25 protein-coding genes and 1 pseudogene are annotated in these 25,339 nt (G+C 64.8%); 11 read left to right on the top strand and 15 right to left on the bottom strand.

Annotated elements, in window-relative coordinates:
* Positions 1-380 precede the first annotated feature (380 nt).
* Positions 381-1,727, top strand: a complete 1,347-nt coding sequence (locus tag BRAGE_RS0112100; RefSeq protein WP_027559692.1) for a vWA domain-containing protein — start codon at positions 381-383, stop codon at positions 1,725-1,727.
* Between the two features lie 78 nt (positions 1,728-1,805).
* Here the strand turns inward: BRAGE_RS0112100 and BRAGE_RS0112095 are convergent, their stop codons facing one another.
* Positions 1,806-2,144, bottom strand: coding sequence for a phasin family protein (locus tag BRAGE_RS0112095; RefSeq protein WP_024341049.1), 339 nt, complete (start codon positions 2,142-2,144; stop codon positions 1,806-1,808).
* 399 nt (positions 2,145-2,543) lie between these two features.
* Between BRAGE_RS0112095 and BRAGE_RS0112090 the strand changes: the two genes are divergently transcribed.
* Entirely contained in the window at positions 2,544-4,379 is a 1,836-nt protein-coding gene (locus BRAGE_RS0112090) for a D-alanyl-D-alanine carboxypeptidase (protein ID WP_027559693.1), read from the top strand.
* 223 nt (positions 4,380-4,602) lie between these two features.
* Here the strand turns inward: BRAGE_RS0112090 and BRAGE_RS0112085 are convergent, their stop codons facing one another.
* Complete coding sequence (locus BRAGE_RS0112085; RefSeq protein ID WP_027559694.1) at positions 4,603-5,328, bottom strand: DnaJ domain-containing protein; 726 nt, start codon at positions 5,326-5,328, stop codon at positions 4,603-4,605.
* A 182-nt stretch (positions 5,329-5,510) separates the two neighbouring features.
* Here BRAGE_RS0112085 and tehA point away from each other — a divergent pair, with 182 nt between their 5' ends.
* Positions 5,511-6,506 (top strand): dicarboxylate transporter/tellurite-resistance protein TehA, encoded by a 996-nt coding sequence (tehA, locus tag BRAGE_RS0112080; protein ID WP_167336497.1) that lies wholly within the window; start codon positions 5,511-5,513, stop codon positions 6,504-6,506.
* A 102-nt stretch (positions 6,507-6,608) separates the two neighbouring features.
* On the opposite strand, the gene BRAGE_RS0112075 is transcribed toward tehA, so the two are convergent.
* The 3 genes from BRAGE_RS0112075 to BRAGE_RS0112065 form a co-directional block, all read right to left on the bottom strand.
* Positions 6,609-7,358 carry a hypothetical protein gene (locus tag BRAGE_RS0112075; RefSeq protein ID WP_027559696.1) on the bottom strand — a complete coding sequence of 250 codons (750 nt, stop codon included), beginning with the start codon at positions 7,356-7,358 and terminating at the stop codon, positions 6,609-6,611.
* A gap of 123 nt (positions 7,359-7,481) precedes the next feature.
* Entirely contained in the window at positions 7,482-8,342 is an 861-nt protein-coding gene (locus tag BRAGE_RS0112070; RefSeq protein ID WP_027559697.1) for an alpha/beta fold hydrolase, read from the bottom strand.
* Positions 8,343-8,688: 346 nt separating this feature from the next.
* A complete protein-coding gene (locus BRAGE_RS0112065; RefSeq protein WP_027559698.1) occupies positions 8,689-9,612 on the bottom strand; it encodes a division plane positioning ATPase MipZ in 924 nt (307 codons plus the stop codon).
* Between the two features lie 296 nt (positions 9,613-9,908).
* Between BRAGE_RS0112065 and panC the strand changes: the two genes are divergently transcribed.
* Positions 9,909-10,760 carry a pantoate--beta-alanine ligase gene (gene panC / locus BRAGE_RS0112060; RefSeq protein WP_027559699.1) on the top strand — a complete coding sequence of 284 codons (852 nt, stop codon included), beginning with the start codon at positions 9,909-9,911 and terminating at the stop codon, positions 10,758-10,760.
* A 74-nt stretch (positions 10,761-10,834) separates the two neighbouring features.
* On the top strand, positions 10,835-11,584 hold the full coding sequence (locus BRAGE_RS0112055; protein WP_027559700.1) for a hypothetical protein: 750 nt from the start codon (positions 10,835-10,837) through the stop codon (positions 11,582-11,584).
* A 9-nt stretch (positions 11,585-11,593) separates the two neighbouring features.
* Here BRAGE_RS0112055 and BRAGE_RS0112050 read toward each other — a convergent pair whose 3' ends face one another.
* From BRAGE_RS0112050 to BRAGE_RS0112030, 5 genes and pseudogenes are all read right to left on the bottom strand, one after another.
* Entirely contained in the window at positions 11,594-12,034 is a 441-nt protein-coding gene (locus BRAGE_RS0112050; RefSeq protein ID WP_027559701.1) for a DUF1489 family protein, read from the bottom strand.
* Positions 12,035-12,076: 42 nt separating this feature from the next.
* Complete coding sequence (locus BRAGE_RS0112045) at positions 12,077-13,063, bottom strand: hypothetical protein (protein ID WP_027559702.1); 987 nt, start codon at positions 13,061-13,063, stop codon at positions 12,077-12,079.
* Between the two features lie 151 nt (positions 13,064-13,214).
* A complete protein-coding gene (locus BRAGE_RS0112040) occupies positions 13,215-13,406 on the bottom strand; it encodes a hypothetical protein (RefSeq protein WP_027559703.1) in 192 nt (63 codons plus the stop codon).
* A gap of 203 nt (positions 13,407-13,609) precedes the next feature.
* Positions 13,610-13,852 (bottom strand): annotated as a pseudogene (locus BRAGE_RS48450) (YidB family protein); the annotation flags it as partial.
* Between the two features lie 75 nt (positions 13,853-13,927).
* Positions 13,928-14,590 carry a glutathione S-transferase family protein gene (locus BRAGE_RS0112030; RefSeq protein WP_027559704.1) on the bottom strand — a complete coding sequence of 221 codons (663 nt, stop codon included), beginning with the start codon at positions 14,588-14,590 and terminating at the stop codon, positions 13,928-13,930.
* Positions 14,591-14,712: 122 nt separating this feature from the next.
* Here BRAGE_RS0112030 and BRAGE_RS0112025 point away from each other — a divergent pair, with 122 nt between their 5' ends.
* Positions 14,713-15,432 carry a DUF599 domain-containing protein gene (locus tag BRAGE_RS0112025; RefSeq protein ID WP_027559705.1) on the top strand — a complete coding sequence of 240 codons (720 nt, stop codon included), beginning with the start codon at positions 14,713-14,715 and terminating at the stop codon, positions 15,430-15,432.
* 647 nt (positions 15,433-16,079) lie between these two features.
* Positions 16,080-16,277, top strand: coding sequence for a hypothetical protein (locus BRAGE_RS52705; RefSeq protein WP_084334349.1), 198 nt, complete (start codon positions 16,080-16,082; stop codon positions 16,275-16,277).
* A 548-nt stretch (positions 16,278-16,825) separates the two neighbouring features.
* Here BRAGE_RS52705 and BRAGE_RS0112000 read toward each other — a convergent pair.
* Positions 16,826-17,086 (bottom strand): hypothetical protein, encoded by a 261-nt coding sequence (locus BRAGE_RS0112000; RefSeq protein ID WP_027559707.1) that lies wholly within the window; start codon positions 17,084-17,086, stop codon positions 16,826-16,828.
* A gap of 239 nt (positions 17,087-17,325) precedes the next feature.
* On the opposite strand from BRAGE_RS0112000, the gene BRAGE_RS55815 reads away from it, so the two are divergent.
* Both BRAGE_RS55815 and BRAGE_RS51640 read left to right on the top strand, forming a co-directional pair.
* On the top strand, positions 17,326-17,490 hold the full coding sequence (locus BRAGE_RS55815; protein WP_167336496.1) for a hypothetical protein: 165 nt from the start codon (positions 17,326-17,328) through the stop codon (positions 17,488-17,490).
* 252 nt (positions 17,491-17,742) lie between these two features.
* Entirely contained in the window at positions 17,743-18,732 is a 990-nt protein-coding gene (locus BRAGE_RS51640) for a helix-turn-helix transcriptional regulator (RefSeq protein ID WP_084334351.1), read from the top strand.
* A 266-nt stretch (positions 18,733-18,998) separates the two neighbouring features.
* On the opposite strand, the gene BRAGE_RS0111985 is transcribed toward BRAGE_RS51640, so the two are convergent.
* The 4 genes from BRAGE_RS0111985 to mgtE all read right to left on the bottom strand — a co-directional run bounded on the left by BRAGE_RS0111985 (position 18,999) and on the right by mgtE (position 23,026).
* A complete protein-coding gene (locus tag BRAGE_RS0111985; protein WP_027559708.1) occupies positions 18,999-19,994 on the bottom strand; it encodes a hypothetical protein in 996 nt (331 codons plus the stop codon).
* Between the two features lie 144 nt (positions 19,995-20,138).
* A complete protein-coding gene (locus BRAGE_RS0111980; RefSeq protein ID WP_027559709.1) occupies positions 20,139-20,957 on the bottom strand; it encodes an aldo/keto reductase in 819 nt (272 codons plus the stop codon).
* Positions 20,958-21,091: 134 nt separating this feature from the next.
* Positions 21,092-21,394 carry a helix-turn-helix domain-containing protein gene (locus BRAGE_RS0111975; protein WP_027559710.1) on the bottom strand — a complete coding sequence of 101 codons (303 nt, stop codon included), beginning with the start codon at positions 21,392-21,394 and terminating at the stop codon, positions 21,092-21,094.
* 210 nt (positions 21,395-21,604) lie between these two features.
* A complete protein-coding gene (gene mgtE / locus BRAGE_RS0111970; protein ID WP_027559711.1) occupies positions 21,605-23,026 on the bottom strand; it encodes a magnesium transporter in 1,422 nt (473 codons plus the stop codon).
* Positions 23,027-23,142: 116 nt separating this feature from the next.
* On the opposite strand from mgtE, the gene BRAGE_RS0111965 reads away from it, so the two are divergent.
* On the top strand, positions 23,143-23,916 hold the full coding sequence (locus tag BRAGE_RS0111965; RefSeq protein ID WP_027559712.1) for a polysaccharide deacetylase family protein: 774 nt from the start codon (positions 23,143-23,145) through the stop codon (positions 23,914-23,916).
* 160 nt (positions 23,917-24,076) lie between these two features.
* Positions 24,077-25,336 (top strand): polysaccharide deacetylase family protein, encoded by a 1,260-nt coding sequence (locus BRAGE_RS0111960; RefSeq protein ID WP_027559713.1) that lies wholly within the window; start codon positions 24,077-24,079, stop codon positions 25,334-25,336.
* The last annotated feature ends 3 nt before the right edge of the window (positions 25,337-25,339 follow it).

Below are 25,339 nucleotides of genomic sequence, written 5' to 3'. Positions count from 1 at the left end.
CCGCGCAACCCCGCCCTCCGGAGCTTCGCACTGGCGCGCCGCCTTGTTGGATCGCCGCTCCCGACGGATCCGGTCCAGCCGGATCGTTCGCTAGCAATATGGGCCTGCCCCCGGCTCGCCGCAAGCGTGCAAAGGTCTGGCCGATGCGGCCGCGGCGGTCCCGACTCCGGTCCGGGCGATCCTGGCCAAGGTTAATCAATCCGGATCGATTTGACAAAAATTTCCGCCCACCCGTTTAGAACCTGTTGACCAGGAACCCGGCTGCAACGCGGCCGCGACGGTTTCTCGCGGGGTATCTCCGGTTTTCTACGGCCCCGTTTACCTGCCGTTCAAGGGCTTGGCGCGAAATCGGGCAAAATTTACAGATTTCGGGGATCGTCATGTTTCGCCTGCCCGTTATCCGCCGTCTTGGTCGACAGCTCGCCCGCTTTGCAGCGGCCGAGCAAGGCAATATCGCCGTGATCTTCGCCATCGCGCTGGTCCCGGTGCTGACATTCATCGGCGCCGCGGTCGACTACAGCCGTGCAGTCCAGGCCCGCACCTCGATGCAGGCCGCCCTCGACTCCACCGCGCTGATGCTCTCCAAGGACCTGTCGACCGGTGCCATCACCACGTCGCAGCTGAGCACCAAGGCGCAGCAGTATTTCAACGCGCTGTTCACCGGCACCAACGCGATCCCGACGGTCAGCGTCGCGGCCACCTACACCGCGAGCACCAGTATGGGCTCGACGATCCAGGTCACCGGAAGCGGCACCTACACGACCAGCTTCATGAAGATCGCCGGCTTCCCGACGCTCGACATCGGCACCACATCCACCAGCGCCTGGGGCCTGGTGCGCATGCGCGTCGCCATGGTGCTCGACAACACCGGATCGATGGCCGACGACGGCAAGATGCCGGCGATGCAGACCGCCGCCAAGAACCTCGTCGATCAGCTCAGCGCCCTCGCCAAGACCAATGGCGACGTCTACATCTCGATCGTGCCGTTCGCCAAGGACGTCAATGTCGGCGCCAGCAATTACAACAAGTACTGGATCGACTTCAGCGACTGGGACGCCGCCAACGGCAGCTGGAGTTGCACATCGGGCAGCAACAATAATTGCAACAATTGGAAGTGGACGCCGGCCGATCACAGCACCTGGACCGGTTGCGTGGTCGACCGCGACCAGGACTACGACACCAAGAACACCACGCCGACCAGCGGCAATGCGGGGACGCTGTTCCCGGCCGACCAATATTCGTATTGCCGATCCGGAAGCTCGGCCTATCTGCAGCCGATCGTGCCGCTGAGCTACGACTGGTCCTCGCTCAAGACCGTGATCGACAACATGAAGCCGACCGGCAACACCAACCAGGGCATCGGGCTCGCCTGGGGCTGGATGACGCTGTCGACCGGCGATCCCATGAACGCGCCGGCCAAGGACACCAACTACACCTACAAGGACGCGATCGTGCTGCTCTCGGACGGTCTGAACACGCAGAACCGCTGGTACAACAATGCCTCGCAGATCGACGCGCGGCAGAAGAAGCTGTGCGACAACGCCAAGGCCGCGAACATCACGATCTACACGGTGCAGGTCAACACCGGCCACGATGCGACCTCGAGCGTGCTGCAATATTGCGCCAGCAGCTCCGACAAGTTCTATCTGGTCACGTCGGCGGACCAGACCGTTTCGGTGTTCAAGGACATCGGCACCTCGCTGTCCAAGCTGCGCGTGGCGCGCTGAGGCCACCCGCCACAACAACAACAACAAAAGCCCGGCTGGATCAGCCGGGCTTTTTGATTCCAGGATGACCGGGAAGGCTTAGTTGGCGGCCGGGGTGAACTTCGAGACGATGGTCTCGACCGGCTTGAACGCCTGCTTGGCGAGGTCGCTGTAGAGGCCGGCGATCTTCTGCGATTCCGCGACGAAGGTCTCGTAGGCGGAACGGGCGAAATCGGTCTGGGCTTCCATGGCCTTGTCCAGCGACTTCACGCCGGAAAGCTTCTCGACGAAGGACTTGGTGTCTTCGAACGACTTCTTGGTGTAGTCGCCATAGGCGCTCGCGATCGCCTGGAGGCCGTGCTGCACCGAGGTCGCGGAGGCGACGCACTGCTCGAACTGCTCTTTCCCGTAGTTCTGAAAGTCTTCAACCTTGAACATTCGCAATCCTTTTCCCTGGCTCTCGTCGGGAAGCCCCGGCTCCCTGACTCTGCCCACAATTAGTGCAACGCACAAAAATGTCAAGAATCTTGTGCGACGCACAAAAGCAGATGCAAGAATGGATGCAAGTCGCGGAAATTCCCGGGCGTTCCCGCAATGGTTCCTTAAGCTTTTGGAAACCGCGGCGCCCTACCCTGATTCCCTGGACGTGTTCAGCTTCCGCAGGCGGTCAAAAGCCGTTTGAGAACATCACCTTAGCCAGAACAGCGGCTCAGGCCGAACGTCTCCCGTGGCGAACGCCAGCGGAGGGACAGCTTGAGCAGGTAATGATCCCGGGTCCAGTGGGCACAATTTCGCCTCACGAGCCGGTGATCAAGTGAGAAACGGGGACGGGGTTCCATGCTTCGTAAAAGCTTGTCTTCCTCGCGCTTGGCGCGGGTCGGCGTTTTCGGGCTTCTTACAGTCACCACCGCAGTCATCTTCACCACCGACGCGGCCGAGGCGCGGCGCCATCGCCGCCATCACGTGAGCCATCGGGTGCAGCGCGATGTCTCCGAGAGCTCCAGCCCCAAATTCGCGTCTATCATCGTCGATGGCAATTCCGGCTCCGTGCTCCAGGCGACCAGCCCTGACGGGATCCGCCATCCCGCCTCGCTGACCAAGATCATGACGCTCTACTTGCTGTTCGAGCGTCTGGAGTCCGGCAAGATGAAGCTCGACACCGAGATGCCGGTGTCGCAGCACGCCGCCGATCAGGATCCGACCAAGCTGAACCTGCGCGCCGGCCAGACCATTCGCGTCGAGGACGCGATCAAGGGTCTCGTCACCCGCTCCGCCAATGACGCCGCCGTGGTCATCGCCGAAGCGATCGCCGGCGACGAGGACGATTTCGCCGCGATGATGACGCGCAAGGCGCGCTCGCTCGGCATGTCCAGGACAGTCTACCGCAACGCCAACGGCCTTCCCAACGACGAGCAGGTCACGACCGCACGCGACCAGGCCACCCTCGGCCGCGCCATCCAGGAGCGCTTCCCGCGCTACTATCGCTATTTCGCGACCTCGACGTTCAACTGGCGCGGCCAGTCGATCCGCAACCACAATCACCTGCTCGGCAGCGTCGAGGGCGTCGACGGCATCAAGACCGGCTACACCCGCGCCTCCGGCTTCAATCTCGTGAGCTCGATGCGCCGCGGCAACCGCCACCTGATCGGCGTGGTGCTCGGCGGCCGCAGCGGCGGCTCGCGCGACGCGATCATGCGCAACCTGCTCGCCGAGAATCTCGAGAAGGGCGCAACCACCCACACCGTCGCCGCGGTCACCGAACGCAACGGCGCAGACGCGAGCAGCGACGTTGCCGATGCCTCGGACACCCCGGCCCGCCCCGCGCCGCAGGTCCAGGCCGCGGCCGCCCCGGCTCCCGAGACTGCCCAACAGCGTCTCGCCTCGCGCCTGTCGACGCTCGCCGCTGCGACCGCGGCGATGCCGCCGGCTCAGCCCAAGCCTGAAGTCCGGCCGACCGAATCCAAGATCGAGCCCGCGCCGCTCACCAATGGCGTGATCTCGAGCCAGCCGCTCTCGATCATTCCCGGCTCGTCCGAGCCGATGAAACCGGTCCGGGTCAAGACCGTCCAGGTCAAGGCCGGCGCCGTGAAGGTCGCCTCCGCCGCCCCGGCTCCGGTCGCTCCGCAGGTTACCAGTACGATTGCGGCTCGCTCCGACGTTGCGGAAACCTCCGGTGCCGTCGTCGCCCGGGCCGATTTGATCAACAAGCCCGAGCCCCAGAACCAGCCGGAAGCGCCGAAGGCTGAGGTCGCCCGCGCCGAGCTGCCGCGTCAGCCGGCGGGCTTTGGCACCGGCAACGGCATCCTCGGCGTGCTGCCGGCCGGAACCGCCGCCGCTCCTGCCCCGGCGGCTGCGAAGCTCGCGTCCGCCGATCCGGCGCCGCAGCCGATCCAGATGAGCGCCACCACCAAGCCGGTCGTCACCCATAGCGGCTGGATCGTCCAGGTTGGCGCGCTCGAGAGCGAGACCGAAGCCCAGCATCGCATCGACGCGGCGCGCAACTCGGCCCGCGGCCTGCTCAGCAAGGCCGATCCGTTCACCGAGCCTGTGGTCGCCAAGGACAATCGCAAGCTCTACCGCGCCCGCTTCGCCGGGCTCGAGCGCGACCAGGCCGAGGCCGTCTGCCGCGCCCTCAAGCGCGCCGAAATCTCCTGCATCACGGTCCGCAACTGACCTGCCGGACCTTTCCCAGAGCAAATGCCCGCGCCTTGCGCGGGCATTTTTCGTTTGCGATGCGGTGACGCCAAAGGCTGTTCCACGACAACCTCTCGTCAAGATTTTACGGTTAAAACTTTACGCAAGGGATCGACCGCGCCGATAATGGCGGGCATCAGGGCGACGGTAAACGGAGAAGCGGAGCTGACGCGGTACGGGCGTTTGTGGCGTGTTGCCGGAGTTAGCCGTTATGCGTACGAAGCAGAGTATCCTTGGCCTCGTTTACACGGGCAGCGAGATACGTCGAGCCCCCCTGGTCGGGATGGAGTTTCTTCATCAGGGACTTGTGAGCCCGGCTGATGTCGTCGCGCCCCGCGCCCGGCTGCAAGCCAAGGATCTGATAGGCTTCCTCCGCCGTCATTTTGCCGCCCGGCGCCGCGCCGCGCTGCCGCCCTGCCGCATCGCTTTGCGCGTTCTGACGCCAAGCGGGAAACCGGCGGTCCAGATAGCTTTCAAGTAAGGCCACGCTCTCGGCGTCGAACGCCGGGACCATCGCCAACAGACCAGCGAGATCGAACTCGTCGAGGTCGCGCCCGGCATTGGGCCCGGCGACGATCTGGCCCGCGAGCTGGCCGGAATCGTGGTCGAGCCGCATGTCCAGGAACTGCGAGCGCACGCGCGAGGCCTGGCCGGTCGGACGCGTCCCGCCGCCGCCGAACAGCCCGCCGACATTGCCGAAGCCCGCGTTGGCCAGCGGCGTCCAGCCGAGCAGCCCAGCTCCCATGATTCCGAGCGGGATCGCCACCGCCAACTCACCCCGCAGACCCGTGAAGGCCGCGACGGCCAGCGCGACGACGCCGCCGCCAAACTTGATGGTGCGCGCCAGCACCGCCGGATTGGCGGAGCGGAACATCTGGAGCAGCAGATAGAGCGTGATAACGGCGACAGCGCCGGCGATCAGGGTCATGGCCGGAATATAGTCGCCCTGTTGTCAAAAAGCATGGCGTCCTTCGCTCACGTCCACGATCGGCTGATGACACGAGACGTTCGTTTGCCGATAAGCGCCCTGTCCGATCATTCCGGCACGCCCAGCGGTAACTAGGACCGCATCAGCACCGTAGAGGTATGAGCGAGCTGTTGGGGGAGACCATGAGCAACGGATTCAAGCCGCCGATCGTGCCAGCCGCCTTCTTCGGCATCGTGCTTGGGCTTGCGGGCCTCGGCAATGCCTGGCGCGCGGCGCACCAAGTCTGGCAACTGCCGGCGATCGTCGGCGAAATCCTGCTCGGCCTTGCGTCCATCGTCTGGGCGCTGCTGATCGTCCTGTTCGCCCTGCGCTGGATTTTTGCGCGTGCCGAGTCGCTCAGCGAAGCCCATCACCCCGTGCAGTGCTGCTTCATCGGTCTTGCCGGTGTCTCGACCATGCTGATCGCAATCGCAGCCGAGCCCTATTCGCATCTTGCCGCCCTCATGCTGTTCGGCTCTGGCGCCGCGTTCACACTCGGTTTCGCGCTGTGGCGGACGGGGCTGTTGTGGCGCGGTAACCGCGATCACACCGCAACGACACCGGTCCTTTATCTGCCCACCGTTGCCGGCGGCTTCGTCACCGCTGGCGTTGCCTCGGCGCTCGGCTACCCCGATTGGGGACAACTGGCTTTCGGCGTCGCCTTCTTTTCCTGGCTAGCGATCGAATCCGTGCTGCTGCACCGGCTCTACACCGCCGCGACGCTTCCCGTCGCGTTGCGGCCGACGCTTGGCATCCAGCTCGCGCCCCCCTCGGTCGGCGCGGTCGCCTATCTCGCGATGAATGGCGGCGTGCCCGACATGGTCGCGCATGTCCTGGTCGGCTATGGGCTGATGATGGCGCTTTTGCTGCTCCGCCTGCTGCCCTGGATCATGGAGCAGCCGTTCTCGGTGTCCTATTGGAGCTTTACGTTCGGCGCGACCGCGCTTGCGATCGCACCGGTCCGGATGGTCGGACATGGCGATACCGGCGCGACCGCACAGCTTGCGCCATGGCTGTTTGGCGCCGCGAACATCGTGGTCGGACTGACCGCCCTCGGCACGCTGCGCCTGATCCTGCAGGGACGGCTGTTGCCGCCGCCGGTCGCGGCGCCATCTCCGGCGCAGGCCGCGCCGGCTTAAAGCGCGATGAGATCAGGATGAATCGTCATCGCGCTTTAGCTTGTTGTTTGCGCATGACCTTTTCGGAAAACCGCTGCGCACTTTTCCGGATCACGCTTTAGCCTACTTCATCTGACCGATCAGCCTGGCCGCGCCGCTCTCACCCTTCGCCAGTTTCAACAGCGCCTCGCGGCCGCCGACAGCGTAGGCCGCGGCAGCGCGCAGCAGCTCGCGCAGTTGCGCCGCCGCGCCGGGATCGAACCGGCACCAGGCGCCGCCGGTCAGTCGCGCGATCTCGCGAAACGTCCGCTCGGCCACGGTGTCATCGCCTTCCTGAAACAGGAACACCGGCACCTTGAGCATGCCGAGCTCGCCGGCCTTGGCGCAGAGGTCGTCGACCTTCTCCTCCATGGCGTCGCCGACGAAGACGACGGCGCGCACGCCGGAGACGACCGCCTCGCGCCGCGCCTCGCTCAGTACCTTTCCGATCTGGGTGTCGCCGCCGCGGCAATCGATCTTGCTCATCAGTGTCGCAAGCTTGCTGCTGTCGGAGATCCACCCCGTGGCGCGGCACTCGTTGAAACCGCGATAATAGACCAGCCGGATGTCGAGACTGCCGAGAGCCGCGGCTTCGCGGAACATGTCGGCCTGGAGCGCGCAGGCCATGTCCCAGGTCGGCTGCCGGCTCATCGTCGCATCCAGCGCGAAGATCAGCCGCCCCTTCGCGCCGGGCGCATGCGGCGACAGGGAGCGTGCCCTGGCGACGAAGGCGGCGATGTCCTCCGAGGTCGATGTCCTTGCCTTCGGCAGCCCACCGTCCGCTCGCGCCGAGACGGCCTCGCCACCATGCGGTTTGATCGGTTCGCCCGACATCTCTTCTCTTCGCCTTGCGTGAGCAGCTAATGTGGTCAGCAACGACGGCCCGGTCAATGTGCAAAGCCCCCGCGGGCGGGCGCCGACGGGGGCTTCAAAGATCGGATCGGCCGGAGCGAGAGGTTAGCTCTTGGCAGGCGCCATCAGAGCGACCGGACCGGGCTCGAGAATCTTGGGCGGGGACGATTGCGTGTCGACCGGCGCCACCTCGCTGTCAGTCGAGCTCAGGAACTTGTCGAGCATGCCCTGGATCGAGTTCTTGGCGTCGTCCGGACCGGTGTCGCGCATGTCGTTATGCTGGAAATCGGTCTTCACGACCTGGATGCCGGCCTTCTCGCACTCCTCGTCCGTGGGGATCACGCCCGGATCGGTCTTGAATTGGGGATCCTTGGAGCGGAACGACAGGATCTTGAACTTGCCAGCGGTGACGAAGGGCACACGGAGATTGTCGAGCGTGACGACCTTCTTGACCTCGTCCGGATACTGCTTGGCGAAGTACATCGTGATGTCGCCGCCCATGGAGTGGCCGACCATCGTCACCTTGTCGTAATCGGCGTTGGGCTGAACCTTCTTCATCTCTTGCATGGCGAGATGAATGTTGGCGACGCCGCGCAGGATCTGCGGCAGCCGGCCGACATAGAGCTCGCCAGGCTTGGTCACCATCGGAGGATCAGTCGGCAGATCATGCTGCGGGCTGACGACGAGATAGCCGCGCGCCGCGAAGATGTTGGCGAGGAAGCCGTACTCGGTGTTCTTGACGGTGTTGCCGTGATTGATCACCGCGACCGGCAGCGTGATCATGCCGGCAGTGGCCTGCATTTCCTTGTCACGGCGCACCGCGATGTCGACGGGCACAGGACGGTTGTCGCGCGAAGCGTCGTAGAAAGTGATGGTCTCGTGTTTGATCGCCCACTTGCTCGCCGTGAAATAAGCGATGCCGCAGAGGGCACTGACCGAAACCAGAACGGCAATTCCACGCTTCATTTTCGTCCTCAGCCTCAGGCTCTTGCGGCCTGAATCCCTGTTGAAAATCGTGTTCTTCCGGGGCTCTTTGGCCCCTTGTCGCCTATTCCCTAATATATGTCACAGCCACGTGACAGGAAGCGTAAATATTGTGAGCTGACAGCCCTTTCATTGTGCGCCGCACACGATTCTTGGGCAACCCGTACTCCTACGGCTACGTCAGCGTGCAGGTCCCTGTCGGACGCAACCCGTCTCGATCCGGTTCAATTTCGCAGCGAACGTAGGTGAAAACGGGCGAATGCGGGCCCGGTTCCGTTGGGAACTGACCAAGCGGATCGATGCGGAAGTAGTCCTATACCGCCCCTCGTCAGGCGCCGAGGATGTCGTGGACCTCGAGCGGCTTGTCGACCTGACTGAACCACTCGGCCCGGTTGGCGGCGCGGCGGCGGCCGCGCTCGTCGAGCGGCAGCTTGAGCTGGCGGAGCAGGCTGGTCACCTCCTCCCGCGCGGTGAGATGGCCGAGATTGGGCCGCATGCCGAGCGTGGCCTCGTCGATCTCGTCCAGCGCGGTTAGGCCGCGCGGGAAGAACTCGCGATAGACGACACGTTCGGCGAAGCCGTCGACGTAGCGGAAGCCGAGCCGCAGCGACAGATCCTTCAAGCCGTCGGCAACGAGTTGCTTGTTGCGGGAGCCGAGCATCGACAGACGGTTGCGGACGACGATCCAGTCGGTGGTCGCGCCGTCGAGCTGGCGGCGCTTGCGCCTGACATCGCGCACCATCTCGGCGTAATGGCTCTCGCCCGTCACCGCGTAGTTGGCGGGGTCGACGGTGCCGAGCACGTCGAAGTCGAGGAAGCTGTCGTTGATCGGCGTCACCAGGGTGTCGGCCATCGAGTGCGCAAGCCGCATCAGATAGCTGTCGGTGCCGGGCGTATCGATGACGATGAAGTCGAAGCTGCGCTCGACCGCCGAGACCGCCTCCATGAACTGCTGGAACTCGGAGTTCTCGTTGTCGGCGATCTGCATGGTCTCGCCGAGCTTGATGCAGCGATGCACCGGCAGCTCGAGGCCGAGCCCGGTGCGGCGGGCCCAGGCGGAGCGGTTGCTGATGTAGCGGGTAAAGCTTTGCTGGCGGCAATCGAGGTCGATGGTGGCGACGCGCTGGCCGGCCTTCAGAAGCGCAACGGCGATGTGCAAGGCGGTGGTCGACTTGCCGGAGCCGCCCTTTTCATTGCCGAGCACGACCACATGCGCCGAGCCGGATTGGCCTTGGCTAGCTTGCACAAGCATTGCGATCCTCAACACCCCTAACGAATATCTTCGAGTTGACCGCGTCTGCGGTCAAGTGAAATGCGTGACAGGTAATGCAAATCGCAACGCGCCGTTCTTCATCATGAGTAGCAGTGCCGCTGCGCGTCTGTGATCCAGCCCACACACGCGCGACATCGCGCGCGGCTCGATGCGAATTGCTGTGCCGCATCCGGATGCATGGCGTCCACGACCGCCGCTTGTTAAGGTTAGGCGGCCGGCCGTCGGGCCGCGCCCGCGCCGATTCCCACCCCCTTCGAGTCCCGATTCGAGTCCCGATGTCACGAAGCCCCTTGATCGCCCGCACGGTCCCCACCCTGCGACGCGCCGTCGACAATCTACGCAAGCGAAAGGCCACGATCGCGCTGGTCCCGACCATGGGGGCACTCCATGACGGGCATGTGTCGCTGGTGCGCCTCGCCAAGCGGCGCGCCACCCGCGTCGTGGTGTCGATCTTCGTCAACCCGACCCAGTTCGCACCGACCGAGGATTTCGGCGCCTATCCGCGCACCTGGAAGGCCGACATCGCCAAGCTCGCGGCCGAGGACGTCGACATCGTCTGGCATCCCGGCGTCGAGGCCATGTACCCGGACGGCTTTGCCACCCGCATCGTGCCGGAGGGACCAGCGCTCGCCGGCCTTGAGGACCGCTTCCGGCCGCACTTCTTCGGAGGTGTCGCCACCGTCGTCGGCAAGCTGTTCACGCAGTGCCGGCCGGATGTTGCGATCTTCGGCGAAAAGGACTTTCAGCAGCTGCGGGTGGTGACGCAGATGGCGCGGGATCTCGACCTCGGCGTTAGGGTGATCGGCTCCCGCACGGTGCGCGAGCGCGACGGGCTCGCGATGTCCTCGCGCAACGTCTACCTCTCGGCGGAGGAGCGGCAGACCGCGACCACGCTCTACCGTGCCATGAAGGACAGCGCCGGACGGATCAAGGCGGGCGAAGCCCTCGGAAGCGCGATGGCGCGCGGCGCCGAGACGATCAAGGCGGCCGGTTTCGCGCTCGACTATTTCGAAGCCCGCCACGCCGAGACGCTGGCGCCGGTCACCTCGCGCAAGGACGGCCCCTTGCGGATCCTGGTGGCGGCCAAGCTCGGCACGACGCGGCTGATCGACAATATCGCGGTGTAACCGGCGGGATCGACTTGCACGCGCCCTCGCCCGGATGGATGATCGGCGCGAGGGAACGAGCCGAGCGGCAAGGCATGTCATCCATCCGCACGATGACCTTGAGCGGCCTATTGGCGCTCGTCGCAGCGACCGCTGCGCCGGCGCAGCAACGGCCGCCGATCGGCCCGTACGGCTCACCGCCGGACGCGATGATCTTCTACGTCGCCCACGGCCCCGCTGGCGCCTGCGGATTAGGCTGTTCCGACTGGATCGCTGCCGAGGGAACGGTGCAATGGGACAGCTACAAGCGGTTGATCGCGATCCTCGATCGCCAGGCGGGACACAAGCTGCCGCTCGTCATCCATAGCTGGGGCGGGTCCAACCTCAATGTTGCGGTCAGCATGGGCCGCATCCTGCGCGACCACGGCCTCGATGCCACCGCAGGCGCGACCGAGGTCGAAGCCTGTGCCGGCAAATCCGAGACGGAGTGTTTTGCGCTGAAGCGTCCGGGCGGCCCGCTCGACGCCAAGGTGTCGATGCCGGATCCGGCCTGCGATCTCGCCTGCGTCCTCATGCTCGCGGGCGGCGTGCATCGCAGTCTCCCTGATGGCGCCAAGGTGGTGCTGACGGGCCGCTCGATCCGCAACCGCCGCGCCCCCAACGTCGCACCCGAGCAGCGCGAGAGCCTGACCGTGATCTTTGGCGAGCAGTACCGCAAATACCTGCTCGAGATGGGCGTCGAGCCCGCACTGGTCGACATCGTCGACGGCATCGGCGAAGGCGGACGCCCGATGGTGATGGCGCCGGCCGACCTGGCGCGGCTCCACATCGTCACATCGCCCTAAGCGGGCTCGTCAGAGCAGCCCGAGATCGCGCAGCTCGCGCCGCATCGGCTCCGGCATGGCCGCGATCGAGCCGGCGGCGGATTTGCCGAGATCGGGCGGCACGGAATCGTCGGTGAGATAGCGCCAGCCCTGGAACGGGCGCATCGGCCGCGGCGACACCGAGATCACCTTCGGCTGCATCACGATCCGGCAGCGGCCGATGCCGTCCTTGTCGCGGAACGGCTCGATGCCGATGATCTTTTCGCGCGCGGCGATCTCGCCCTTGATCACCCAGTAGAGCGATCCGCCCGCCAGGATCTCGGCGTCGCGCTTGGGGACCATGCGCGTGATGTGGATGTGACGTTGCGGCAGACCCTTCTTCTTGGCGGTCTGCATCCGTTCGGCCACCCACTCCTTCAATTCCTTGACGGAGTCGCAGCCGACGGCGAGCTTGATCAGATGGAGTGGCATGCCCCAGCATTAGCCGGGCGGCCACGCATTGGGAATGCCGATCTATTCGTTATCCGCAGCCGGCGGAGCCGGTGTCGAGGCCGGCGGCGCAAGCGGAACCGGAGCAGCGGCGGGCGCGCGCTTCGCGGCAGGCTGCTTCTTGGCGGCGGCCGCCGGTGCCGCAGGCGCAGCGGCTTGCGCCGAGGCCGCCGCCGGTGCGCGCGGGGCTGGCGCGGCGTTTGCGGCAGGCGCGGCCTGGCGTGGCGCCGGCTCGGGAGTCATGATGCTGACCGGCGGCGTCGATGAGGCGCTCGGGAACTCCGCATTGGTCGGCTTGCCCGTCGGCATCGACGGCGGCAGCCCGGCGAGCGCAGCATTGGCCGGCAGCGCCCCCGGCGTCGTGGGCGCGCCCCAGGTCGGCGCGTAGCGCGCGACCAGCTGATCGTAGAGATGGGAATCCATGTTGGCGGCGACCTGCTGCTGATCGGTCAGCGAGCGGAACGCGGGGCAATCGAACTGCGTGCAGCCGTCGCGCGCGACCAGCACCTGGGCGACGAGGCCGTAGCGATCGTGCTCCAGCGTCTTGCGCAGCAACTTCATGTCTTGTGTCAGGCTCTTCTCGGCGGTCGCGGCATCGCCGAGCGCGGTCAGCCGGTCGATCCGGCTTGCCGTATAGACGACGGCGGCGGCGGCCGCGTCGGGCGCGCCGAACAGCGCCCTCTCGCAGCCGGCGGCCACGGTATCGCCGGCGAGCTCGTCGAGGCAGGACAGCGCCGGCAGGCCCGCGACGACCGTGGCCTGCGCGCGGCCTTCAGCAACCGGCGTCTCGTGCCCGAGCGACCCATAGAGGCGCATGGTGGCGGCGACGGCGATAACGATGGCGAGCAGCGCGATCACGGCCAGCGCGCCGTTGGCGACCGTTCTCTCGGCGCGCAGCAGCGTGATCAGCAGAATCAATCCGAAGAAGCCGGCAGCGGCCAGCGTCATCCACATCGGGAAAGCCGACGAGCGCCAGGTTTGGTCGAGCGAAGTGGCCCAAGCCCAGTCCATGCGCGACGTCCCCTCACGCGAGCTGAGAGCGAATGGTCAAGCGAGCACCGCGAGTCGGCAACTGGCCCCGGCTCACCTTGCGAAGGTGAAGCGGCCTTTTGACGGCGGCAGGATACAAATTCCTTGAGGCGCGACAAGGCGCAGGTAGCCCTTAGGACAGCGCGAGCTGGCTTTCCTTGGCGACGCGTTCGAAGGCTTCGGTCGAGCTCTTGATGCGGTACTGGCAGTCGTCGCCTTCCGTCGGCAGCAGGCGGATGATCTCGTACGAGCCGCTCGCAGCAGGGCGCGCGACGTTGCTGGCCGTGAAAAGTACGCGCGCTCCCACGGGGAATTTATGCTTCAACGCCCATCTCCATCACTCAAACAGCGCCGGCCGTGCCCAGGGTCCCACTGCGACGGACCGGCTAAACCCGGGCCGCTGTATAGCACGCGGCCGGCCGCTTTGGCCAGCAGTATACAGGCATGGCAAACACCCCGATCTGTCAGTGTTTTCAGGATGATGGCCAGGGAACCGGGCGGCCGCTGGTAACGCCGGAACGGCCCGCTTCAGGCGGTATGGGGCAAATGGCCGTCGGGGCTTGCATGATCCACCGCCTTGGGCAGTTCCTGGGCGAGGATCTCGCCCAGCTGATCGACCGGAATGTTGTAACGCGCGGCCAGCTGGCGGACGGTGTCGTTGCCAAGGACGGCCCGGAGCTGGTCGGCCGAGATCGGCAGGTTCTGGCCATCGCCGAGCCAGGATTTGACCTGCTCGCCGAAGCCGGACTGCTGGAGCTTTGCGACGATGCCCTCTCCTTGCATTCCCTGGCGATTGGGCGCCGCCCTCGCACAGGGCGTCAAGCGGCGCGCAATCACATTCATGAGTTAAGCAGTCTCGAACTTTTCGATGACAAGCGTTTCGGCGATGCCGTCGCGGGTCCATTCCTGAAACGCCGGCATCGCGATCATCGTGTCCATGTAGGCCTTGGTCTCCGGTGTGACCTCGATGGCGTAGGTGCGGAAACGGTGCACGACCGGGGCATACATCGCATCCGCCGCGCCGAAGCGGCCGAACAGATACGGTCCGTTGGCACCATAGCGGGTCCGGCACTCGCGCCAGATCTCCTGCACCCGCGCGATGTTGGCCTTGGCGTCCGCCGACAGCGTCACGGGGCGCACGGGGCGGTGCAGGTTCATGCCGCATTCGTTGCGCAAGGCCATGAAGCCGGAGTGCATCTCGGCGCACACCGAACGGGCATGAGCGCGGGCCGCGACGTCGTCGGGCCACAGCTTCTTCTCCGGATAGCGCTCGGCGATGTATTCGATGATGGCGAGCGAATCCCACACGGTGATGTCGCCGTCGACCAGCACCGGCACCTTGCCGGCGCGGCTGAAGGAGAGGATCTGCTCCTTGTCCGCGGGATTGTCGGTGTAGAGCGGAATCACGGTCTCCACGAACGGAATGTCGTTGGCGCGGAGCGCGAGCCAGGGCCGCATCGACCATGACGAGTAGTTCTTGTTGCCGATCGCGAGTTTCAGCGCTGCCATGTCACTGGTCCTTCCCGAGTCTTCTGGATGCAGCCGCTTTTAGCGCCATCGCCTGCCGCCAATCAATCGTTGCTGCGTCCCGCCATGCATGGCAATCGTTGCCGCTCCGCGAGGAGAGAGACATGAGCAGGCACTGGGTCGACATCACCGCCGTCGGCTTCTTCATCATCGAATGGCTGGTCTATGCACTGACGCTGGAGCATTCGGCCTATGGCCGCGACAGCCTGTCGGCGCGCATGAACCGCTATCGCGAGGTCTGGGTGCGCCGCCTGCTCGATCGCGAGGCACGGATGGTCGACATGCAGATCATGGCCTCGCTCCAGAACGGCACCGCCTTCTTCGCCTCCACCAGCCTGTTCGCGCTCGGTGGCGCGCTGGCGCTGCTGCATGCCACCAACGACGCCATCACCATTTTGGGCAAGCTGCCGATCGATCTCAGCACCTCCCCCGCCATGTGGGAATTGAAATGCGTCGGCCTCGTGCTGATCTGCGTCTACGCCTTCTTCAAGTTCGCCTGGGCCTATCGCCTGTTCAACTATGTCGCGATCCTGTTCGGCGGGATGCCGCCGGCCTCGCAGCGCGGCACGCCGGAAGCCGAAGCCCATGTCATCCGCACCACGCGCGTGTTCGAATCCGCCGGCCGCCATTTCAACCGCGGCCAGCGCGCCTTCTTCTTCGCGCTCGGCTATCTCGGCTGGTTCGTCAGCCCCTGGGTGCTGTTCGTCAGCACCGCGGCGGTGGTGGTCGTGACCTGGCGACGGCAATTCGCGTCCAACGCCTGGGCTGCGATGGCGCCGGAGGTGGTTGCGGATGGTGGGGACGTTCAGAAGCGCGGTCATTGATCTCAAAGGCGGGCTCTCAGGTTTCCGCTCTCGTAGCCCTCGATCGCCACATCAAGCTTCCGTTTGCCGGTCTCGATCCCGGCACAGATCGTGGTATGCTTGCCGATCTTCGTCGATCCCTCCCTTGTGATGCGAACCTTAAGTTCGTTCAACCATTCGGGTCCCGATGAAGTGCCGATCGCGATCTCGCTACGTTAGACAGCCCTCTTGACAGCCTCGCGGGTGTTTTGCCCGACGGGCGACGCACAGACGCTCGCAGCTCCAGCGGAACAAAGCGAAATCCGAGGCATCCCGAGGCGCTTACGTGCCCGCACCGAGTTTCGTCGACGACCTCGCCTCCGCCCCTAGATCATAAGACCAAACGCGCGATGACGCGACGAGCGCCCTGGAGGGGACCGCCCCTTTCAAGCCTCAAGTTATTTTGGGGCCCGCAGCCACCGGGGGTAGCGCGACCGCGCCGTGTGAGGATATTTGCAGTTTTTGATTTCGCGCTTTCGTTTTGTACCAACTCGCACAGAAATGGGGTGCGCGGAGTGGCTTACGCAAGCCGTGATCTTCACGGTTGGAACGCGGAGACCGACACAAGGTTTACTTTTTGCGTATTATCGCGCTGCGCTGACGGACGCGCGCTGCATTGGAGGCGCTGCATGAAAGTCATCGTTGATGAAACCGGCGAGGTCATCGCCATAGCAACGGATGATCATATTCTGCTCGGGGGCCACCATCGCCTGGCGGTGGCGGGCAGCATGGGCAAAAGATTGTTCTGGCGAGATACCGGCGAACCTGTGAAGCTTGATCTCTTCTTCAAGCACCATCCGCATGGAAAATCCCGCCGTTCAGCCTGAGCCGTTCGCCCTGGTAGTCTTTGAGTGGGTGAAGAACGCGAAGCATCCGGCATATCGGCGCGTGCAGGATCAGTTCTGATTTGCAGCACTCTCGCTAAAGGTCAGGCATTGGCCCTTTTTCCCGCTCAGGTACTGTGCTGAAATACCGCTCTCTAGCGCTGGGGAAGTAAGATGAGGCATGACCGGATCGTAACGGCCGCCATCATTGCGATCGGTGCCCTCAACACGGTGCTCGCGGCAATAGCGCTTCTGTCCCTTTGAGCGCCTGCCTGAAGTGTGCACCGCAGGTCTGACATGGTGCAGCGTGGTCAGCGGCTGCTGGCCGAGCTAGCGAGGCTAGTCGAAACGTCGCCACAAGAGAACCCACTTGCGTACGACCGCCCGGCCCGGCTCATCCGGAGTAATCGCCTCCAAGCTAACATGCTGACCAACGATTGCTGCTAGTCGAAGCTGATCCCGCCGCCAACCGAAGATGATCTCTACAAGGACGAAGCCTACCGGCTGTGGGCGGTTAAGCAGCAGAGCAAGTAAGCCCCGCCGTCGAAGGATCAGCGCGATTTTCGCTTGTGTGTTTGTTTGCGGCTGAGCCGTTTGGCGTTGGCCGCAACCTTCCTTCGATACTGCGCGACAATCTTGTCTCCGGATGCCCCGGCCATCAGGCTTTTACCGGCCTTCGCCGCCGCAAAGAATTTCTCACTCACCATGAGTTGGGCTTCACGTTGAGCGGCTTTGCCGCCGCGCATCAGCTTCGCCATCCGCAGGCCGATCACGCGGTTGCTTTCCAGCCCGAGCATCATCCAGTTCCACATGCGGCGATATTCCTAGCCAAGCAAAGCCTCGGATCGCATGAACGACCCCGGTGTGCCTAGTGTCCAATCAAAGCCGCGTGGCCTATCACGACGCGGATCATTCTGCCGGTAACGCGCGTCCTTACGAGCTAAAGGGTTCCTTCACCTTGCTTTAAGGAACACCCGAACTGGTAATAGCTCGGCCCCATTTGGCGCGGAATATCAGACCGCTGCTGCTGGGGGCTAAACGGAGATGTCCGATGGGTGCGGCAGGTTTGCGCTTCGCGCATATGAGGAGAACTCTTCGATTGCGGGCAGTCTTTATCAGCGTGCTGGAAGAGTTGCCCTTTATCTGCCCGGTGGCGGTCGCAATCGGCTCGCTGATCATGATCGGCATCGCTCTCTGCAAGGATTGGCCGCAGTGAGGCCTCCATCATCTACCGAATGATCTGCAGTCTTCTCGTAGCGGCTACGCGGAAATCTTCTCGGGCCGTTACGAAATTTCGCGCATCATCGCAACCTCGATGCGAACCGTGTCAGCATCGAAAGTCTGACGGGAAATTCCTCGTCATTTTCTTGAAGTCCTCCCTTGTAATCCACCTCACACCTGCACCGAAGCGCAGTCCGATATAGTCCAGTCGCTCTTGCGGGGTTGGGCGCCGAAACGGGAGACCGGCATGTCAAACTCATCTGCGCTTTTGCGATGGTCGACCGAGATGCTGCCAGAGCGCGCTCGGTTCTCCACGTTCCGAGAGGAGTTTGCGCGGCTGAACCTTGCCTTGGACGTGATAGATCACAACGGCGGCCGCCCACGTATCGACGTCACCTACTTGTCGCTCGGCGCGGTTGGCGTTTGTAGCATTGTCACCACGCCGGTGGAGTTCATCCGTTGCAAGCACCACCTCAAGGATAGCCGTGACCAATTCGGACTGAACATCGTCGAGGCTGGACCGGTCCAATTTGCAAATGCTGGCCAGGAAAATGTCTATGACGCTGGCTCCGCTTGTTTGATTGACCGGGGAAGGCCGCTGCGCGTGTTTGGGCCGCGTGGCGGCAGCGTCAAATTCGTGACCGTGCAGGCTGCTGCCCTTAGGTCTCTGGTTGCGCAGCCGGAAGATCTTTCAGGTCGGCCGGTGCATCGCGGACCGGCGCTTAGATTGCTCGGTCGCTACCTGCGGTCGCTCGCATCCTTCAAACAACCTCCGTCATCAAAACTGGCGTCCACCGTCGGCGTACATCTCCTCGATCTCGTGGCCGCGACGCTCGGGCCGACCGCCGAAGCTGCAGACATGGTTACGGAGCGTGGTGTGAAGGCGGCCAAGCTTCAGGCGATCCTGGCGGAGGTCGCGCAACGCTTCGGCGATCCCAATTTCGATCTGGACAATGTTGCTGGAACGCTCGGTATGTCGCGGCGATACGTGCAAAAATTGCTCGAAGGGACCGGAAAGTCGTTCACCGAGCACCTTGCAGGGTGTCGGCTTGAGCGTGCCTTCGCGATGTTGGCTGACCCGCACCATCTGCATTTGGCCATCATTGATATCGCGTTTGCAGTCGGCTTTGGTGACCTTTCTCATTTCGATCGCTCGTTCCGCCGACGCTTCGGCGAGACGCCATCAGGTGTGCGCGCCGCATCAATCGGGCGGCAGAAGTCATCCAGCGCCCCCTGACAGCGCCGTCTGTCCGCGCGAAGCTCTGGGCTCACGGAGAGCAATCCGCCCTGCCCGCACTTTCGCGCCCGACGCTGCCGCGTCCACCGCAAGCCCGGCTCGCGACCATGCGACCACATGATCGCCCCTCAAGGATGAGCCGGGATGGACGATATATACGACAAATCCGAATTTCGGTAAAGCGGAATATTCTCAAGGGTTCGATTGACAGCCGCGCGGGTGTTTTGCCCGTTGGGCAATCCGGGACCCGTAGTCCCCAGGGTGAGCTAAGACCCGAGATCCCGCGGCGAGAACGGCAGGTCCATCACCTTCCATTCCTCGTACAAATTGGCCGGCAGCATCTTGTAGGGCTGGCAGGCCTGGAGCGCGGCCATCGCGGACTTCACCAGCGCCACGCCCTTCGCCGACGGCGGGGCCTCGATCAGGATCGGCTCGCGTGCCAGCGTGCCGTCGGTGGCGAACACCGTGCGCAGCTTGATGCGGACATTGTCGGCCGGCGTGAGCCCGGCCGGCAGTTTTGCGCAGCTTCGCAAATGACGGCGCAGCTCGGCGACGACCTCAGGCGGCAGCTTGGCCGCAATTGAATCCTTGGCGTCGCCACCGTCATCCTTGGGCAGGTCTTTCGGCTCGGGCGGTAGTTCGGGCGGCAGGCCCAGCATGACGCCGTATTTGACGGTGACGTCGGGCTCCGGCGCCTGATAGGCCGGCGGCGGCGCGGCCTCCGGCTGCGCTTGTGGCGGCGGCTGCGCCGCTTGAGGCTGCATTTGCGGCAGCGGCTGCGGCGGCGGCAATTGCGACGGCTGCGGCTGGGGCTGCGAAGATTGCGGCTGCTGAGGCTGCGACTGCTGAGGCTGCACGTTGGCCTCGCGCTGCTTCGCCGCCTGCGAGGGTTGCGGCTGCTTCTGCTGCGGTTCGGGCGATGCCTGCTGCTTCGGCGATGCCGCGGTGGCCTTCTCCTTGGCCGCAGGCTTCGGCGCCGCCTCTGCCTTGTCCTTGTCGGTGAAATCCAGCTTCGGCAGCTTCAGGTCGGGAAGCGGCTCTTGCGGCTTTTCCTTTTCCTTTGCCTCCTCCTGAGCCTTCTCCTCGGCCTTGGCCTCCTCCTGCTTCACCTGCTCGGGCGTGACAATGTCGACCGAAACGGTCTCGGGCGCGGCGGCATGAAACGGATGGACTTCGCTGATCACGATGATCAGCGCCACCAGCGTCAGATGCGCGATCGCCGACGCCGCAATGTCCGTCCGTATGATCTTCCGCAGTTCCATCGACCGATCTTGGGTTGCCGTCGCGGTCCTAAAACGCGATGAGGTCGGGATCAACCGTCATTGCGTTTTAGGCTTCTGGTTGGGCATGATCTTATCGGAAAACCGCACTTTTCCGGATCATGCCTGGCATACCCCAGTCCCCCCTCAATCCCATTTCGGCGCGAAGCCGAAATCCGTCAGGCGGCCCTTGGGGCTCGCCAGCGCGGCGATCTCCGCCATCTCCTCGCCCGAGAGCTCGAAATCGAAGATATCGATGTTTTCCGACAGGCGTTCGACGCGCGAGGTGCGCGGGATCGCCGCAACATTCTGCTGCACCAGCCAGCGCAGGCAGGCCTGGGCCGGCGTCTTGCGATGCGCGCGGCCGATGGCGGCGAGCCTCTGGTCGGACTTGATACGGCCCTTGGCGACCGGGCTGTAGGCGACCAGCGCAAGGCCATGCTGGTCGCAGGCCGCCCTCACCTTCGCCTGGTCCAGGTAAGGGTGGTATTCGACCTGGTTGCAGACCAGCGGCTCGGATGACAGCGCCACCGCCTGCTCCATTAGCGCCACGGTGAAGTTGGAGACGCCGATGTGACGGGTCAGGCCCATGCGCTTGGCATGCGACAGCGCGCCCAGCGTCTCCGCCAGCGGCACATGCGAATTGGGCCAGTGCAGCAGCAACAGATCGACGGAAGGAAGCCGCAGGCGCGCCAGGCTCTCCTTGACCGAGCGCTCGAGATCGTGGGGCGCGAAGTGATTGGTCCAGACCTTTGTGGTGAGGAAGATATCATCGCGGCGCACGCCGGAGGCGCGCAAGCCGTCGCCGACCTCGCGCTCATTGTCGTAGACCTGCGCGGTGTCGATGTGGCGGTAGCCGAGCCGCAGCGCCTGCTCGACCACGCGGGCACAGGTGCGCCCTTCCAGCTCCCAGGTCCCGAGCCCGATCGCCGGGATTTTTGCGCCACTGGCCTCGACGAACAGCATGAGGAATCCTCTCTGTTGCGGCAGCCCCTGATATCATTATGGACCCGGTCGGTGACACTGCCAACGAATGCCGCGGCGCTCGGGCCGGATATTCAGGGCAATGCTAACGGGAGGTTCGCGTCAGGCCTTGGCGATCAGGCCTTGGCGAGCGCCTGGAACACCGTCTCCGGCGCGTGTGCGATCACGGCGAGCAGAGCGCGGGCGGGTCCCCGCGGGGCGCGCTTGCCCTGCTCCCAATTGCGGATGGTCTCGACGGGAACGCCGAGCTTTGCGGCGAACTCCATCTGGGTGAGACAGGCGCGGCGGCGCAGGTCGCGCACCGCGAGCGAGCCGGCGTCGCCAGGTCCGGCATTGGCGCTCGGCTGGACCGGATATTCCTGCCCATCCCGCAATTCGACGATCCGTCCGTCCGCCTTCAGCCGCAACCGCATGTCCATTCCCTCAAGCGGGCATGATGATGCGGCAGGTCGCTTAAGTTCGGATTAAAGATAACCGCCTCTGGCCCGGGAAGTCAGGGGTCCCGGTTCTGCGCAGCTCTCTCCCCGTCATTGCGAGGAGCCCTTGCGACAAAGCAATCCAGGCTGCCGCCGCGGTGGGATTCTGGATTGCCTCGCTTCGCTCGCAATGACGAGGAGAGAAAGGCGGCCCTACTTCAACCCGAACCACAACGTCGCGATACCGAGGAAGGAGAAGAACCCGACCACGTCGGTCACCGTGGTGACGAACGTGCCCGACGCCACCGCCGGATCGGCCCGGACACGTTCGAGCGCCATCGGGATCAGGATGCCGCCGAGCGCGCCGGCAACGAGGTTGCAGATGATGGCGAGCCCGATGACGATGCCAAGGCCCGGGATCTTGAACCAAGCCACCGCGGCGATGCCCGTGATCACGGCAAAGGCGAGGCCGTTGACGAGGCCGACCAGGGTCTCACGCATGATCACGCGCCAGGCATTGGAGGAGCCGAGCTCGCGCGTCGCCAGCGCCCGCACCGCGACCGTCATGGTCTGGGTCGCGGCATTGCCGCCCTGGCTCGCCACGATCGGCGCCAGCACGGCGAGCGCGACCATCTTCTCCAGCTGGCCCTCGAACAGGCCAAGCACCGAGGACGCCAGGAACGCGGTGGCGAGGTTGACCAGCAGCCAGTTGAAGCGGCCGCGCGCGATGGTCAGGAACGTGTCCGACAGCTCTTCGTCGCTGGTGACGCCGCCGAGCGCCTTGAGGTCCTCGTCGGCCTCTTCCTCGATGACGTCGACTACGTCGTCCACCGTAATGACGCCGACGAGGCGGTCCTGGGTGTCGAGCACGGGGGCTGCGACAAGATTGTACTTGCCGAACATGCGCGCCACCTCCTCCTGGTCCTCCAGGACGGAGACGCGGCGGCGGTCCTCATCGGTCAATTCGGTGAGCGGCACCGGGCGGCGCGCGCGCAAGAGCACGTCGAGCGGGACTGCGCCCTGCCAGTGCTGATCCTTGTCGACGACGTAGATCTCGTAGAAGCGATCGGGCAGATCCGGCGTCTCGCGCATGTAGTCGATCGCCTGCCCCACGGTGAAATCATGGGGCACCGCGATGAACTCGGTCTGCATGCGGCGGCCGGCGGAATTTTCCGGATAAAGCAGGCTGCGCTCGAGCGCGACGCGCTCCTGCAACGGCAGCTTTTCGAGGATCTCCTCCTGATCGGCCTCGTCGAGGGTCTCCAGCAGCTCGACCGCATCGTCGGATTCGAGCTCGCGGACGCCTTCGGCGACTGTTTCCGGCGGCAGCTCCTCGAGGATCTCCTCGCGCACGGCCTCGTCGACCTCGTTCAGCGCGGAGAAGTCGAAATCGCGGCCCGTGAGCTCGACCAGGCGGACGCGGTCGTCGGGCTCGAGCGCGCCGATCAGGTCGCCGAGATCGGCCTCGTGCAGCTCGGCGACGCAGGCGCGCAGCGCGGCGCTGTCGCCGGCCTCGATCGCATGGGCGATTTCCTCGACGAATTCGTGCCGGATTTCGCCGTCTTCATTGCGCATCGGCACGTGGTCGAGTACCGAGGCCTCGGCGGATGGAGCACCGTCCATATGTTCATCCATGGTGCGCCTCGCCGTTTGACAGGTTGGAACGTGTGATCTGAGCTGATGGTTCAGGCAATACCCACAAGGCAACTCCGAGCGCAATGACAAAGATGCTTCGACTGCGGTGGACCTCGATGTCGCTGGGCGTGGTCCTCGCGGCCCTCGGCGGCATCGCCTCTGCGGAGGCCGCCGACTGCCCGCGCAAGGATGCGCTCGGCACTTCGCGTGTCCTCAGCGTCGACGCCAAGACCACGCCGCGCGTCGGCGTGAAGAGCTTTCCGCAGACGTTGCCGCTTGCCGATCACGAGGTCGTGCTGACCTTCGACGACGGCCCGCATCCACCGACGACGTCGAAGGTGCTGGCAGCGCTGGCGCAGGAATGCGTGCGCGCGACCTTCTTCCTGATCGGCCTGCACGCAGCCGAGCATCCTGAGATGGTCAAGCGCATCGCGCGCGAGGGCCACACCATCGGCCACCACACATGGTCGCATCCGTTCATGGCGCGGATCCCGTTCGAGAAGGCGAAGAGCGAGATCGACCGCGGGATTGCGGCCGGCGAGATGGCGCTGCACGGGGTCTCGACCACGACGCCCTCGACGCCGTTCTTCCGCTTTCCCTATTTCGAAGCGACGCAAGCCGAGCTCGACCTGCTCCAGTCGCGTGGCATCGTCGTGTTCGGCGCCGACCTCTGGGCCAGCGACTGGAACGAGATGACGCCGGAGCAGGAATTGAAGCTCATCACCGAGCGCCTCGCCGCTGCCGGCAAGGGCATCATCCTTTTCCACGATCCCAAGGCGCGCACGGCCGCGATCATGCCGGCCTTCCTGCGGTATCTGAGGGAGAACGGCTATCGCGTGGTTCACGTGGTCCCGGCGGGGACATCACAGAAGAACGCCGACGCGCGTTGATGCCGGAATGTCACGTCGGCGCAAAAAGGGGTGATTTGAGCCCTATTAACACTCTGTTCATGCTACGCCATGCAAAGATGGCTGGGGACTTGCGCCTGAACCGTTTCGGGGCGTCTCCGACCTACTAAGACGGCAATCTTATGAGGGCAGACCGAGTTTCATGATCGGACGTAGCGTTGTTTTCGGGACGCGATCGTGGGCCGTCCTTGGCGTAGTGTTGGGATTGCTGGGCACCGCCTCGCAGGCGGCGCTGGCGGCCGAATGCCCTGGGCATCCGGGCGCGCTCGGGACCTCACGCACCCTCGTGGTCGATCCGCGCGAGCATCCGCGCATCGGCACGATGCAGTACCGCGAGACGCTGCCGCTGAAGGACCACGAGGTCGTGCTAACCTTCGACGACGGTCCGCTGCCGAAATATTCCAACCAGGTGCTCCAGATCCTCGCCGACGAGTGCATCAAGGCGACCTTCTTCATCATCGGCCAGCAGGCCAAGGCGAACCCCGAAGGCGTGCGCAAGCTGGTGGCGGCGGGCCATACCGTCGCCACGCACAGCATGGACCATCCGCTGACCTTCGACCGGATGCCGGCCGAGAAATTCGAGCCCGAGATCAACGGCGGTATCCAGTGGACCTCGGCGGCGATGACCGATCCGACAAAGCTCGCGCCGTTCTTCCGCATTCCCGGCCTGATGCGCGCCGAGGGCGTCGAGAACTATCTGATCTCGCGCGGCATCCAGGTCTGGAGCGCCGACTTCCCGGCCGACGACTGGCGCCATGTGTCGTCCGATCGCGTCTACCAGCTCGCGATCCAGCGGCTGGAGGCCAAGGGCAAGGGCATTTTGCTGCTGCACGACATCCAGCCGCGCACGGTGGCGGCGCTGCCGAAGATCATCCGCGACCTCAAGGCGAAGGGCTATCGCATCGTGCACGTGGTGCCGGCGACTGCTGACCAGCCGGCGACGCCGACGACGGCAGTGGAATGGCTGCTGCATCCGCCGACCGAGACGACGCCGATCGCGCGCTGGCCGGCCGTTCCGACCTTCGTGTTCACGGAGACCAAGTCGCTGCCGGCGCCCTCGCTCGCCGATCTGAACGCGGAAGCCGCGCATCAGCCGCTGCTGCCGCCCCGGACCAGGGCCCAGATGGATGTCGCATCCACCCTCGCCGCGCCGGGCCGCGATCTGTTCGCAATCCCCGAGGGCTCGGTCGAGGTGCTGCTGTCGACGACCTTGTCGCGGCGCGCCGCGACGCGGCTGGCGATGGCGGCCGAGACGCCGCATGCGGCCAAGGGCAAGGCCACAAAGTCACGCGCGCCTCGAACCGCGCACGCCGCGCATGGCACGCTGAAGCATGCAGCGCAGGCAAAGGGCACCACGCCCCGCCCGACCCGCATTGCGACCGGCGTGAAGAAGCGCGCTTGAGTT

Origin of the sequence: Bradyrhizobium genosp. SA-4 str. CB756 (assembly GCF_000473125.1) — a bacterium.
Taxonomy (GTDB): Bacteria; Pseudomonadota; Alphaproteobacteria; order Rhizobiales; family Xanthobacteraceae; genus Bradyrhizobium; species Bradyrhizobium arachidis.
The sequence above is the reverse complement of the archived record's forward strand: the minus strand, read 5'-3'. Positions and strand labels throughout refer to the sequence as shown.